This window comes from Enterococcus sp. DIV1316a (assembly GCF_050536915.1).
GTDB lineage: Bacteria > Bacillota > Bacilli > Lactobacillales > Enterococcaceae > Enterococcus > Enterococcus faecalis.
In genome coordinates this window covers 339,131-352,243 of sequence record NZ_CP172913.1, presented here as the reverse complement: position 1 = coordinate 352,243, position 13,113 = coordinate 339,131, and the positions used below count along the sequence as shown (strand labels likewise).

Genomic DNA, 13,113 nt, shown 5'->3' with positions numbered 1-13,113 from the left:
TTTATGGGAATTTAGGGAATTGATCGAAATCTGGTGTCCGTTTTTCTTTAAATGCATCTCGGCCTTCTTGTGCTTCAGCCATTGTATAGTAAAGAAGTGTCGCATCACCAGCTAATTGTTGCACACCAGCCAAGCCATCTGTATCGGCATTTAAAGAGGCTTTAATCATCCGTAAAGCAATCGGGCTTTTGGTTAACATTTCTTCTGCCCACTCCATTGTCACATCTTCTACTTGATCCAATGGAACAACTGTATTAATCCAGCCCATATCTAAAGCTTCTTGAGCAGAATACTGTTTACACATAAACCAAACTTCTTTCGCTTTTTTATGGCCGATAACGCGCGCCAAGTAACCTGAGCCGTATCCACCATCAAAGCTACCGACATTTGGTCCTGTTTGCCCAAACTTAGCATTTTCAGCCGCAATTGTTAAATCACAAACTAATTGTAAAACATTGCCGCCACCAATGGACCAGCCTTTCACCATTGCGATGACTGGTTTGGGAATGACACGGATTAACCGTTGTAAATCTAACACATTTAAACGTGGAATGTTGTCTTCGCCAACGTAACCACCATTACCTCGAACTTTTTGATCGCCACCAGAACAGAATGCTTGGTCACCTGCGCCTGTTAAAATAATAACCCCGACATCTTCTTTATCACGACTAATGTTGAATGCATCAATCATTTCCATGACTGTTTTTGGTGTGAATGCGTTGTGAACATGCGGGCGGTTGATAGTAATTTTTGCTACTTTGCCTGCTTGCTCAAATAAAATTTCATCATATTCTTTAATTGTTGTCCAGTTTCTCATTAGGAAACCTCCTTCATTAATCTCATCTTTTCTATTATACACAAGAATCGGCACTTTAGAGAAAAAGTCGCTTGAATTTTAAGAAAAAACATGGCTATTTCAAATTTTCTTCATTCCTGTATAATAAATAAAAAACCTTTTATTCTCTCTTTTATTAGAAAGGACTGATTACTATTCATCTTTTAGAGTATTTAGGCATCACGATTCAACATGTTTCTGCTGAGAAATGTCAGCTTACTTTAGCGGTAAAAGACGTGCATAAACAACCCTATGGCCTTGTCCACGGGGGCTTAAACGGCGTCTTAATTGAAACTGCCTGTAGTTTAGGTGCGAACGAAAACGTTCCTGAAAACACTTTTGCTGTCGGCATAGACTTACAAGTAAATCATCTTCGTAGTGTCCATGATGGTAGCCTTACCGTGATTGCGACGCCCGATCACTCGGGAAAGACCCTTCAAGTTTGGGAAGCAAAAATATATAACGCAGACCACCAATTGACGAGCGTGGGGCGTTGTACCTTAACAAATCGACAAAAAAAACAGTAATCTTTACAGGTTACTGTTTTTTTGTTTATGGTTTTTAATAAGTAATTAGATTACTTCGTTTATTTAATTTTAGTACCAACCATTTGCTAACCAGAATGATTTAGCTGCATCCCATGAACCATAGCGACCTGCTACGTACTGATCTGCCACGCGTTCTTGGTTGGCAGGTGAATAGTCACCATTTAAATAAGAGGCAGATAATTGGTAACGACCGATATACTGACCGTTTGTTGCATCGTAAGAACCACTAGATTCACGTTGTGCGATCCATTCTTTTGCATCACTGCTTGCGGCAGGTGCTGCTGGTTGCGCTACTTCTTGAGCAACAGGTTGTTGTACTTCTTGTTGTACTGGTTGTGCAACAGGTTGTTCAACTACTTGTTGAACTGGTGCAACTTCTACAGCTGGTGCTGGAGTATTAGCAACTTCTTTTTCTGAACGAATAACTAATTGTTCTCCTTCAAAAATTAAATCAAGGTTTGGCAATTTGTTATCAGAAGCAATTTTTTGAATTAAGCTATTGTCTCCTGCAAATTGATGAGAAATTGTTGATAAAGTATCTCCTGCTTTAACTGTATATAAGCTTTCTGCGTTTGCGTCTGTTCCTAAGAATAATCCTAAACCTGCGGCCAAAGTTGTTCCAAGTAAAATCGTTTTGATTGATTTCATGTATGTTTCTCCTTTGTAATTAAAAATATTTGATTGTTGCTCTTAGCACTCGGCAACAACCACGTCTGCTTCGCTTTATCGAAACGACTTCACATACTTTATCATCGAATGGCCGGCCGTAGGTGAATATCTCGTGACAATTTATTACTAGAATGTCGGTTTTGTTACATTTTGTAATAAAAAGCTGCTGGAAGCTTGATATTATCCTGTTTATATTTTGCAAAAAAAAGTTAAAAAAACAGGATTTTATTTTTGAGAAACCGTTTTCTAACCCTTGATTAGCCATTAAATGTCGGTTTTTTTACATTCGTTTCAGTCAAAAAGTAACAAAATGTTAAAGATACTAGACATGAGAATGTTTTTTTCAAAAACTCAGGCCTAAAAAGAACAGGTGTTTTCTTTGAATTTTTTTATCATTCACTATTTATATTTTTCCTTCTATTATATAGATAAATTTTTTGTCGTATTCATTTTTCGATTCTGAAAAAACACTAAGCACTTCCTATTGAAACAAAAAGAGTTAAACAAAAAAATCTTATATTTTGCTTGTTATTTATTCATTTTAATCTTATTCAAAAAAGGAACAGCTAAAGCGAATGTGAAAACAAATTATTGAAAATAAAGCAGAATAAATATTCATTTTTATTGTAATTCACGAATAAAAAACAAATAATCACTCGAACGCTTGTTATTTAAAAACGTAATCAGTTTTTTCTCTTTCTATTTTCCAATCTATGAGTAATAAAATATATGAATCTACATTTAAGTCATTTTATTATCAAATATTCTGAATATTATAAGAATTGGAGTTTTATCTATGAGTGACAAAGAACAACTTGAGAAATTAGACAAATCCTTTCTGGGACAACCGAAAGGACTAGCAACACTGTTCTTCACAGAAATGTGGGAACGTTTCAGTTACTACGGCATGCGTGCTATTCTAATGTATTACATTTACGATACCGTAGCCAATGGCGGTTTAGGTCTCCCCAAAGCAACTGCCTTAGCCATCATGTCCATTTATGGATCAATGGTTTTCATGTCCAGTATCATTGGCGGTTGGGTCTCTGACCGTGTCTTAGGTTCAAGGAAAACTGTTTTTATTGGTGGTTTGTTAATCATTGCTGGACATATTGTTCTAGCTACCCCATTTGGTGTCCCCGCCTTATTCGTTTCTATTATGTTAATTGTATTTGGGACTGGGATGTTAAAACCAAACGTTTCAGGGATGGTTGGCCATCTTTATTCAAAAACTGACTTACGTAGAGATGCAGGCTTCTCCATTTTTTACATGGGGATTAATATCGGAGCCTTAATCGCTCCCCTTGTTGTCGGAACTTTAGGACAAGAATATAATTATCATTTAGGCTTTTCCGTTGCCGCAGTAGGGATGTTCTTCGGGCTACTACAATATTATTTCCAAGGACGTAAATCTCTTGCTGGGATTGGTCAAGCCCCAACTAATCCAATGTCTAAAGAAGAGCAAAAGAAATTTGCTAAAGCATTTATGTTGGCAATTGTCGTTGCTTTACTTATTTTTGGTGGCGCCTATGTCACAGGACATTTAACAATTGATTTCTTTATTAATACCATCAGCGTGTTAGGAATCCTGTTACCTGTTTATTATTTCAGCAAAATGTTAACGTCTAAAGATGTCACTGCTGAAGAAAAACCAAAAGTTCTGGCTTACTTGCCATTATTCTTAGCAGCAATTGTTTTCTGGTCATTGGAAGAACAAGGTTCGTCTATTCTTGCTCTATTTGCAAATGAACGGACGCAAACGAGTTTGTTTGGCTTCCCGATTGCCGCTAGCTGGTTCCAATCATTAAATCCTGTATTCGTAGTTATTTTGACCCCTATTTTTGTTACATTATGGACAAAACTAGGTAAACGTCAACCATCAACCGTTGTGAAGTTTTCACTAGGGCTAGTCTTTGCTGGTCTTTCCTTCGTCTTATTAATGTTGCCAGGTCTACTTTATGGTACCGAAGGACGGGTTAGTCCACTTTGGTTATTCTTTAGTTTCTTCATTATGATTGTCGGAGAAATGTGTTTATCTCCCGTTGGCTTATCGATTACTACAAAATTAGCACCGAAAGCTTTCGAAGCTCAAACCGTTGCTATTTGGTTATTAGCAGATGCCGCTTCACAAGCCATTAACGCTCAAATTGCTCGTTTCTATACACCTGGAACAGAGTCAGCATATTTTGGGATTGTCGGACTTGTAGCTGTCGTTGCTGGGATTCTCTTATTCATTGTGAAAAAACCAATCCAAAACTTAATGGGTGACGTCCGTTAAACCGTCAAAAAAGTTGCCTTTCTCTTTTTTGAAAGGCAACTTTTTTATACAGCGTTTTGATAACGTTTTCATAAAGTGGTATACTAAATAGAAGGAGGACGAGGACATGCGTTACTTAATTGGCGGTATTTTTTTATTGATTAGTATCTGGCAATTCATTGTTACTGGACGGACATTTTCCTACTTAAAGAAAGAGGGCGGCAAAAGAACCTCACCATTTATTCTGTTAGGACTATGGAGTAGTTTAGTGTTTGCTATTATTTCATTTGCTGTGGCGATTGCTTCTTTCTTTTATGTGAGTTTTTAAGGCAAGTATATTTTATATTTTGTCTTATTAAGCAACGAAAAACATCTCAAAAAATCGAGATGTTTTTTGTTGCACATTTTTATCTAAATGGAATGATATTGCGAAACTTTTTGATAGGCACTTGCTATTTTTTCAAATGGTGTTTCCTCAAAAATAGTGAACAGTCCGGGCTTATGTTTATTCAAAAATTGAATGGTTTCTTTAAGAGGTACCTGCCCTTCGCCAATGGCTACCGGAAATATCTGCTGATTTCTTATAATGAAATCTTTCAAATGAAAAGCAACGATTTTTTCACCAAAACACTCAAACGCTTCTTCTACTATTTCCAAATACGTTTTATCTATATCCACTCGAATTAAGTTGGTAGGATCCAAAATAATGCCTAAATTAGTTGAAGCAACCTCGTCAATCAATCGTTGCATTTTTTCAATTGTATGAATTGGATGATTGATTCCTGGTTCAATCCCAACAATTATCCCATACTTTTCAGCTTCTCGACATAATCTTCTAACAGAAAATAAAACTTCTTCGTAGGCTTCTTCTGTATAATTATCTTCAGTGTAATAAATCGTTTCATATATACTGCCTGTTTCAGTTGCAACGATTTTTGCTCCAAACATTGAAGCGTAACGAATGTATGTTTCAAATTGATGCAGTCGTTTTTCTCGCTCTTCTAAATCTGGATGAATCAGATTAATATAACAACTTAGGACACTAATCGTAATCTTTTCATCTTCGAAAATATTCTTCAATTGGCTTCCTAGTCCTGGAGATAGAACAGCAGCACTTGCATATTCTGGATAAGAAATACCTAAGGCAAATTGAATTGAAGTTATGTTCGTTTCAGCAATTTTTTTAGCCAATTCCACAGGAGATATTTTGGTGCCAACATCATGGGCACGTACTGCAAGTGTCAACATTTTATTCAAGCCTCACTTTCTTGATAGATTCTTCGTAATGATCAAAATGAATAATCTGATTATTCTTATGTTGCACCAAAAATTCTTTCGGTGTCATATTAAACTCTTTTTTAAAAGATTTCAAAAAGTGTGGATATGATTTAAATCCACATTTCAGGTAAACATCACTAGCACTGCGATATTCTTTTAATAACTGTTTAGCGTAAAGTAGTTTCTTTTTCAGCACAAATTGATGGAAAGTAAATCCTGTATGTTTCTTAAATTCCCGCGTTACATAATACTTAGTCACAAAAAAATTTTTTTCCATCTGTTCTAAGGTTAATGGTTGATCCAAATTTTGAGAAATGTAGGTAATCATTGCTTCAATTCGTTCATTTTCAATCATTTGTTTTGGTTGGCTCTCATTCTCTTCTTTCAGAACTAATTGATTTAAGTAAATTAAAAAGTCTAACAGTTGTTGTTCATAACGAACATCCGCACCATATTCTTCTGGCAAAGGAGAATGATCTAACGGGGTCAAGTAGTTTGCTAATTTTGCTACATCCACTTTGATAACTTTACTACGACGCTGACCAAAATGTTGAAAACAAGCAGACAAGTTTGTCCGTTTACTAGATCGTTGTTGTAAAAAATCGGGTGTTAAAAAAATATACATCCGTTCAAAATCATCAGTACTCTGCTTAATAATTCGATGTAAATCATGATAATGAATGAGTAAAACGGTTCCTGCTTCAACATCAAATTGATGTCCATCTAAAAAGAACGTTGCTACCCCTTTTAACGTACAATGGACTTCATAAAAATCGTGGTAATGATAGATGGTTTTTTCTGGACTAACCATATCTTTTACATGAAAAATCTCATATTGATCTGAAATCATACTATTTACTTGTGATTTCCGGATTTCTTTTACACTCTTCAACAAGATTCACCTCTTTTTTTAGAAGTTAAATATTTTTTGAATAAACAGTTACAGCTAATGTTGGTACAATTTATTACTTTCTGGAACAGGCGTTACCACAAAGGCTTTCTTTGTAAGTTCCAGAACAATTTCTTAAAATCAACTCCACTCAAGTAAGTTGTTTTGTGTACAATCATACGATTCACTATAACAAACTGTTCTATTTTAAATTATAGTTCAAAAACTTTTCTTAATTCAGTCGTCATCGGCGAGCAATCAGGATTTGTTTCCATAATATCTTCCATATAGTTCCACCATTTTTGATTGATTGGTGTCAGTGCTATTTGCTCCCAGCGAGCTTCATCTTCTATTTCTAAATAACCAAAAAGTGTACTGGTTTCAGTATTTAAAAAAATTTGATACTTAATTACCCCATGTTCTTTCAGCATTTGACGCATTTCTGGCCATAACTTCTCATGACGTCGTTGATATTCGGCATGTTGATCAGGATATACTTGCATACAAAAGGCTTTTTTTATCATAGCTTTCTCCGTTTTGATACTTTCTCTTCCAAATAGCCAACTTTCGGTGTCACACCAAACGCTTCTGCTAAGCGCCATAAATCTGCATCTGAAATTGTTTGGCGAACGCCTCCTTGCGCACAAACATAAGTGTACACTTCAGCGGCTTTTTCGGCAGTTTCAATTAAACCAAATACTTCATCCATATCACGGCCAGTACCATAAATACCATGTTGCGGCCATAAAACTAAACGAGATTCTTTCATTTTTTCAGCCGTTGCTACACCAATTTCATTCGTTCCAGGAACCAACCACGGAATAATACCAACACCGTCTGGAAATACTACTAAACATTCGGTACACATTTGCCATAATGTTCTAGTAAAGACTTTTTCATCTAATTCGTGAGTAAAACTCATTGCTAATAAATGACTCGCATGATTATGCATGACAATGCGATTTTCTGGATCAACAGCTAAACGAGCAATATGGCTCATAAAATGACTAGGTAATTCACTCGTTGGCACAGCTTCATCTTCTAAGCCCCACAATAGTTCTAATTCTTGACCATTTTCACTAACTCGTAAAATCCCTAAGTTTTCACTTGGTGCATCACAGACATTTTTAAAATATTTTCCTGAGCCTGTCACGATAAAATATTTTCCTGCTAATTTCGTTGCATCAAATTTCATTGGAATCTTTCGGAGCACTTGTGTTGGATTTAGAAAAGGTAAAATCTCCTCCTCTTTTAATAAATACGAAATATTTCCGCCATTTCGTTCATCCCAACCTAAACGATATAAATTTTTGGTCATTTTGACCATTTCTTCCACAAATGGTGCTTGTAACACGTTCATTTTTTTCATTTTAGAAGTTCCTCTCGTTTGTTAATTTTATGAAAAACGACAACTATCTTTACCTGTTGGCAATTGACGAGTTGGTAAAATCACTTTTTCGTATTCTTGAACATCCGTTAACCAATCTAAGCCGATAGGTACGTGATTTTCTTGACAGTAGTAGTTCCAGATATCGGCAAATGGAAAGTCTTTTAACTCTTCCGTTAAGGCTAAACGTGTGGTAAAATCTCCCATCAATTCAGTTTCTTTTAAGACGTTTGTTGGCTCAAGCATCGCTTTCATTAACGCTTTTTGTGTATTGCGGGTGCCAATCACCCAAGCGGCAACACGATTGATTGTGGCATCAAAGAAATCTAAGCCCACGTGTGTTTTTCCTAATAAATCATTGCGAACTAACTCCTTGGCAATTTCTTGCAATTCATCATCCATAATGACAACGTGGTCACTATCCCAGCGAACTGGACGACTGACATGTAATAGCATTCCTTCGCCAAATAAGGATAATGAAGATAACTTATTAGAAATCACTTCTGTTGGATGAAAATGACCAGCATCTAAACAAATTAATTTATTCCGCGTTAAACCGTAGCCCATATAAAATTCATGAGACCCAACTGTATAGGCTTCTGACCCAATCCCAAAGAGCTTGCTTTCCACTGCATCGACTGTATAAGCTGGATCAATTTCCTCTGAAAAAATTTCATCTAGCGAAGCCATTAGCCGCTTTCTCGGCGTTAAACGATCAACTGGGTTATCTTTAAAGCCATCTGGCACCCAAAAGTTATTGACAGCTACTTGTCCTAATTCTCTTCCAAAATATTCAGCAATTCTTCGTGAACGTTTCCCATGCTCAATCCAAAAGTCTCGAACTTGCGGATTCGGATGAGCTAAAGTAAAGCCATCGCGGTACATTGGATGCGAGAAAAAGGTTGGATTAAAGTCCAATCCTAAGCCATTTTCTTTTGCCCAAGTCACCCATGGTTCAAAATGCTTTGGTTCCAGTTCGTTTAAATCTACCCTTTCCTCTGTGTCTAAATAAATAGCATGCAAATTCAATTTGTGTTTTCCTGGAATTAAAGAAAACGCTTTTTCTAAATCTTGACGTAGTTGCTGGGGACTTCGAGCAACGCCTGGATAATTCCCTGTAACTGAAATACCGCCAGAAAGTTCATCCTCACTTAAGAAGCCTCTCACATCATCTCCTTGCCACACATGCATTGAAATTTTGACATCAGCCATTTTTTCCAATACAGCTTCGGTATCTACGCCAATACTGGCATATTTTTCTTTCGCTTCTTCATATTTTTGTGTAATGGTTGTCATAATGAGCTCCTTTTCATAAATGCTTGATAGCGATTTTTTATTGTTGAATCAATTGGATTTGCTTGATAGATTTCCGTGGGAAAAGATGTTTGGATACAAGTACGAGCTGCTGGAATATCTTTAAGTTCACCTGTTGCAATCATCTGCATCAAAAGATTACCTAAAGCAGTTGCTTCCCCAGGTCCCGCTTTCACTGTAACATTAGCAACATCCGCAGTTAGCTGGTTCAATAAACGATTATTGGAACCACCACCGACAACATGTAAAGTTGTAATTTTCCGTTCGATTCCTGTTAATTGAGCTAATTTTTCTAGTTCTACGCTGTAACACAATGCTAAATTATCATAAATACAACGAGCGAGTTCACCAGGGCTTTCAGGAACTGTTTGTTGTGTTTCACGGCAATAGGCTTGTAATTCAGTAATCATATTTCCCGGATTTAAAAAACGAGGATCATTTACATCAATAAATTGTTGAAATGCTGGTTCTTTTTCAGCTAAGGCGGCCAATTCAGCATAGCTATATTGGTAGTTTTGGTACCGTGCCACTTCTTGAATTAGCCACATACCCATAATATTTTTTAAGAAACGAATTGTGTTCTGGGCGCCCCATTCATTCGTGTAATTTTCTTGGAAAGCTTCAGCAGAAATTGTTGTAACAGTCGTTTCAATGCCTAATAAAGACCAAGTACCACTGCTAATGTACGCCCAGTCATCGCCAATGCCTGGCGTACCTAAAATTGCTGAAGCTGTATCATGACTAGCTATCGTAATCAACGTTGCATTTGGTAAATCATAGTCTGGAAAAGCCGCTGTTTGCAGGTCGCCTAAAATCGTGCCCGGCTCTACTAATGTTGGAAATAGTGTTTCATCAATTCCTAGGAAATCCAGTAATTCACTTTCCCATTGTTTCGTTCCAGCATTCAACAGTTGCGTGGTGGAAGCGTTGGTTGCTTCGATGACTGCTTTTCCAGTAAAGACATAACCTAAGTAATCAGGGATTAACAACAATTGACTGGCTGCAGCCAAACGTTCCTTTTCCTCTACAAATAACTGAAAAATGGTATTAAAAGGTTGAACTTGAATCCCCGTTTGTTGGTACAATTTTTCTAATGAATAGCCTTTTGAAAAATTTGTTACAGCTGCTTCTGTCCGTCCATCTCGATAAGCAATCGGTTCGTCCAAAAGTTGTCCAGATTGATCCAGCAGACAATAGTCAACACCCCAAGTATCAATTCCAATAAAACATTCCTTGATACCTAATTGTTTAACTTTTTGCAGACCAAGCAGTAACTCATGAACTAAACTAGCCATATCCCAACGCTGATACCCATCTTTTTGATGAAAACCATTTTTAAAACGATGAATTTCTTCTATTGTTATCTGACCATTCGCTAAGCGTTGACTTTTCATTATGCGACCGCTAGAAGCGCCAATATCAACCGCTAAATAGGTTCGTTTCTCAACTTGTTCTTTTTTCACTTTGTTGATAGTTGTCAATCCTTTCACTATTTTTATTTTTTGTACGTTAGACTAACTTTATGTATTCATCATAAACAAAAAATAGCGCTTTCACCTCTCACAATTTTGAGATATAATTGTACTATCTTGGTAATTAGGAGGTTCTTATGGATTATTGGGAAAAAGCCGACTACTCTTGGTCAGACGATTCTAAGAGACATATTTTGACACCTAGCAGCAAAAGTCGCACACTTTTTTATTACATACAGGAAATTGGACAGTTTAAAGCCTCGCGCCCTTATTATACGGAGCGGGCACATTTACCATCATACTTAATTAAATTCACGCTAAATGGTACTGGGGAATTACGCTATCGTTATCATACATACAGCTTACAGAGAGGTGATTTATTCTTTATTGACTGTCGGGATTATCAATACTATCAAGCAACCAGCGAAGATCCTTGGGAAATGGACTGGATTCATTTTGAAGGAGGAAATTCTGGTGCTTTTTTCCAAGAATTTATGAAAAATGGTTCACCAGTTTTCTCCACTAATCAGCTTCCAGAAGATAATCCTATTCATTTAATCATTCAGCAGCTATTACAATTACAAGATTTACAACATGCGCAAACTGATTACCAGTCTTCCGTTTTAATTCATCAATTACTGAACGAATTATTGTTGCAAAAGTATCGTCAAGACTTTACCTACGAAACGATTCCATCATTGGTTTTGGAAATGAAAGCTTACATTGATCAACATTTCAAAGAAACAATTTCTTTAGAAGACTTGGCTCAACTCTTTCATTTAAATAAATATCAATTGAACAAAGAGTTCTCCAAATACATTGGATTACCGCCAATTAAATATCAAATTAGTAAAAAAATTTCTTATTCAAAAGATTTACTACGCTATTCTAATCAAACAGTGAAAGAAATTGCTGTAGATGTTGGTTTAGAAAACTATGCCTACTTTAGTCGATTATTTAAAAAGCGAACTGGATTAACTCCTAGTCAATACCGTAAAAGTGGCTTCTAAAAAATCTCTCTATGACACATAACGTCATAGAGAGATTTTTTATTTCTATGCCTCCTAAACTCAATATTTTATAGTAAATTACCAAATCTAGTTGATTGAACAACTTATATTTCGCTCAATTGGGGTTGTTAGACAATTTGTATTGAATTAAGAAATTAGATTTGGTAACCACATGACAAGTTCAGGTACATATGTGATTAAAAGTAAAATTGCTAAGATTACCAGATAAAATGGAACTAGTGGTTTCAGCATTTGCTCAGCTTTAACACCCCCAACACTAGCACCAACATATAATCCTGTTCCAACAGGTGGTGTAATTGAACCAACACACAAGTTCATAATCGCAAATAAACCAAAATGAACTGGATCCACCCCAACATTCATAACAATTGGTAAAAAGATTGGCGTAAAAATCAAAATAGCTGGACCAACATCCATAAACATTCCCACAAACAATAGGACAACGTTTACTAATAGTAGAATTAAGTATTTATTGTCTGTGATTCCTAAAATAGCTGTACTGATTGCTTCTGGTATCCCTGTAAAAGCCATCGCAAAAGACATCATTGAAGAAGTTGCCAACAAGAACATAATGGTTCCACTCATCAAGACAGCCTCTTTTAACATTTTAGGTAAATCGTTTATTTTCACTGTTTTGTAGTAAAACATTGAAATCAATAATGAGTATGCGACAGCAATTGCTGATGCTTCAATCGCTGTAAATAACCCAGTCAAAATACCGCCAATAATAATGACAATTAACAATACACTGGGAACCGCTTCTCGCAGAACCTTGCTGACTTCTCCTTTTTTTGCTTTTGCCACAGTAGGATAATTATGACGTTTTGCAATAACATAAGCTACCACCATAATTCCTAACGCCCACAAAGAACCTACCAAATAACCTCCTAAAAATAAAGAAGAAATAGAGGCCCCACCAGCCACCAATGAATACATAATAAACGCTGTACTTGGTGGAATAACCATTCCTGTAGGAGCAGAGGCAATATTTACAGCCGTTGCAAATTTCCGATCATAGCCCTCATTTACTTGTTGCGGAATTAGTACGCCACCAATAGCAGTAGATGCTGCAATTGCAGAGCTAGAAATCGAACCAAATAATGCGTTCCCTAACACATTAGTATGTGCTAGCGCGCCGGGAACACGACCAACAAATAACATAGAAAAATTTACCAACTTTTGGGCAATTCCCCCATTATTCATAATCACACCAGAAAAAATAAAAAACGGAATTGCTACGAGAGAGAAACTATTTAAACTAGAGACCATTTTTTGAGCTGAGGTAAATGCAGCTGCTTCAAAAGGAATTACTAATAACAATGTTGCAATTGAAGATGCCGCAATGCTCATACCAATTGGCATACCAACTACCAATAAGACTGCAAAAACTACAAATAAGATAATGCCTGCTTCTAAAGCCATATTTTTACTCC

13 protein-coding genes are annotated in these 13,113 nt (G+C 36.3%); 4 read left to right on the top strand and 9 right to left on the bottom strand.

Features of this window, described 5'->3' with window-relative positions:
- Position 1: 1 nt before the first annotated feature.
- Positions 2-871: a 1,4-dihydroxy-2-naphthoyl-CoA synthase gene (gene menB / locus IGL56_RS01805; RefSeq protein ID WP_002391106.1), complete on the bottom strand. Its 870-nt coding sequence runs from the start codon at positions 869-871 to the stop codon at positions 2-4.
- A 110-nt stretch (positions 872-981) separates the two neighbouring features.
- Between menB and IGL56_RS01800 the strand changes: the two genes are divergently transcribed.
- On the top strand, positions 982-1,362 hold the full coding sequence (locus tag IGL56_RS01800) for a PaaI family thioesterase (RefSeq protein WP_002361187.1): 381 nt from the start codon (positions 982-984) through the stop codon (positions 1,360-1,362).
- Between the two features lie 69 nt (positions 1,363-1,431).
- On the opposite strand, the gene IGL56_RS01795 is transcribed toward IGL56_RS01800, so the two are convergent.
- On the bottom strand, positions 1,432-2,031 hold the full coding sequence (locus IGL56_RS01795) for a LysM peptidoglycan-binding domain-containing protein (protein ID WP_002355317.1): 600 nt from the start codon (positions 2,029-2,031) through the stop codon (positions 1,432-1,434).
- An 817-nt stretch (positions 2,032-2,848) separates the two neighbouring features.
- Between IGL56_RS01795 and IGL56_RS01790 the strand changes: the two genes are divergently transcribed.
- Together IGL56_RS01790 and IGL56_RS01785 are read left to right on the top strand one after the other, a co-directional pair.
- Positions 2,849-4,330: a peptide MFS transporter gene (locus IGL56_RS01790; RefSeq protein ID WP_002355315.1), complete on the top strand. Its 1,482-nt coding sequence runs from the start codon at positions 2,849-2,851 to the stop codon at positions 4,328-4,330.
- Between the two features lie 106 nt (positions 4,331-4,436).
- The gene (locus IGL56_RS01785) at positions 4,437-4,637 is read left to right on the top strand and encodes a hypothetical protein (protein ID WP_002355314.1); all 201 of its coding nucleotides are present in this window, start codon (positions 4,437-4,439) and stop codon (positions 4,635-4,637) included.
- Positions 4,638-4,720: 83 nt separating this feature from the next.
- Here IGL56_RS01785 and IGL56_RS01780 read toward each other — a convergent pair whose 3' ends face one another.
- The 6 genes from IGL56_RS01780 to rhaB form a co-directional block, all read right to left on the bottom strand.
- Entirely contained in the window at positions 4,721-5,557 is an 837-nt protein-coding gene (locus IGL56_RS01780) for a sugar phosphate isomerase/epimerase family protein (RefSeq protein WP_002355313.1), read from the bottom strand.
- A gap of 1 nt (position 5,558) precedes the next feature.
- The gene (locus IGL56_RS01775) at positions 5,559-6,437 is read right to left on the bottom strand and encodes an AraC family transcriptional regulator (RefSeq protein ID WP_002358417.1); all 879 of its coding nucleotides are present in this window, start codon (positions 6,435-6,437) and stop codon (positions 5,559-5,561) included.
- Between the two features lie 251 nt (positions 6,438-6,688).
- Entirely contained in the window at positions 6,689-7,000 is a 312-nt protein-coding gene (rhaM, locus tag IGL56_RS01770) for an L-rhamnose mutarotase (protein ID WP_002375840.1), read from the bottom strand.
- Entirely contained in the window at positions 6,997-7,845 is an 849-nt protein-coding gene (rhaD, locus tag IGL56_RS01765; RefSeq protein WP_265646383.1) for a rhamnulose-1-phosphate aldolase, read from the bottom strand. Before rhaD ends, rhaM begins: the two co-directional genes overlap by 4 nt.
- A gap of 27 nt (positions 7,846-7,872) precedes the next feature.
- A complete protein-coding gene (rhaA, locus tag IGL56_RS01760) occupies positions 7,873-9,159 on the bottom strand; it encodes an L-rhamnose isomerase (RefSeq protein ID WP_002389636.1) in 1,287 nt (428 codons plus the stop codon).
- Positions 9,156-10,667, bottom strand: a complete 1,512-nt coding sequence (gene rhaB, locus IGL56_RS01755) for a rhamnulokinase (RefSeq protein ID WP_002381192.1) — start codon at positions 10,665-10,667, stop codon at positions 9,156-9,158. The genes rhaA and rhaB overlap by 4 nt, the downstream gene beginning before the upstream one ends.
- A 119-nt stretch (positions 10,668-10,786) precedes the next feature.
- Here rhaB and IGL56_RS01750 point away from each other — a divergent pair, with 119 nt between their 5' ends.
- Positions 10,787-11,659: a helix-turn-helix domain-containing protein gene (locus IGL56_RS01750; protein WP_002355307.1), complete on the top strand. Its 873-nt coding sequence runs from the start codon at positions 10,787-10,789 to the stop codon at positions 11,657-11,659.
- Positions 11,660-11,806: 147 nt separating this feature from the next.
- Here the strand turns inward: IGL56_RS01750 and IGL56_RS01745 are convergent, their stop codons facing one another.
- Positions 11,807-13,102 carry a TRAP transporter large permease gene (locus IGL56_RS01745; protein ID WP_002355306.1) on the bottom strand — a complete coding sequence of 432 codons (1,296 nt, stop codon included), beginning with the start codon at positions 13,100-13,102 and terminating at the stop codon, positions 11,807-11,809.
- Positions 13,103-13,113: the final 11 nt, after the last annotated feature.

Excerpts from the sequence above, each read along its gene's own strand:
- IGL56_RS01795 (WP_002355317.1), bottom strand. The coding sequence starts at position 2,031 with ATGAAATCAATCAAAACGATTTTACTTGGAACAACTTTGGCCGCAGGT.
- IGL56_RS01790 (WP_002355315.1), top strand. The coding sequence starts at position 2,849 with ATGAGTGACAAAGAACAACTTGAGAAATTAGACAAATCCTTTCTGGGA.
- IGL56_RS01785 (WP_002355314.1), top strand. The coding sequence starts at position 4,437 with ATGCGTTACTTAATTGGCGGTATTTTTTTATTGATTAGTATCTGGCAA.
- IGL56_RS01780 (WP_002355313.1), bottom strand. The coding sequence starts at position 5,557 with ATGTTGACACTTGCAGTACGTGCCCATGATGTTGGCACCAAAATATCT.
- IGL56_RS01775 (WP_002358417.1), bottom strand. The coding sequence starts at position 6,437 with ATGATTTCAGATCAATATGAGATTTTTCATGTAAAAGATATGGTTAGT.
- rhaM (WP_002375840.1), bottom strand. The coding sequence starts at position 7,000 with ATGATAAAAAAAGCCTTTTGTATGCAAGTATATCCTGATCAACATGCC.
- rhaD (WP_265646383.1), bottom strand. The coding sequence starts at position 7,845 with ATGAAAAAAATGAACGTGTTACAAGCACCATTTGTGGAAGAAATGGTC.
- rhaA (WP_002389636.1), bottom strand. The coding sequence starts at position 9,159 with ATGACAACCATTACACAAAAATATGAAGAAGCGAAAGAAAAATATGCC.
- IGL56_RS01750 (WP_002355307.1), top strand. The coding sequence starts at position 10,787 with ATGGATTATTGGGAAAAAGCCGACTACTCTTGGTCAGACGATTCTAAG.
- IGL56_RS01745 (WP_002355306.1), bottom strand. The coding sequence starts at position 13,102 with ATGGCTTTAGAAGCAGGCATTATCTTATTTGTAGTTTTTGCAGTCTTA.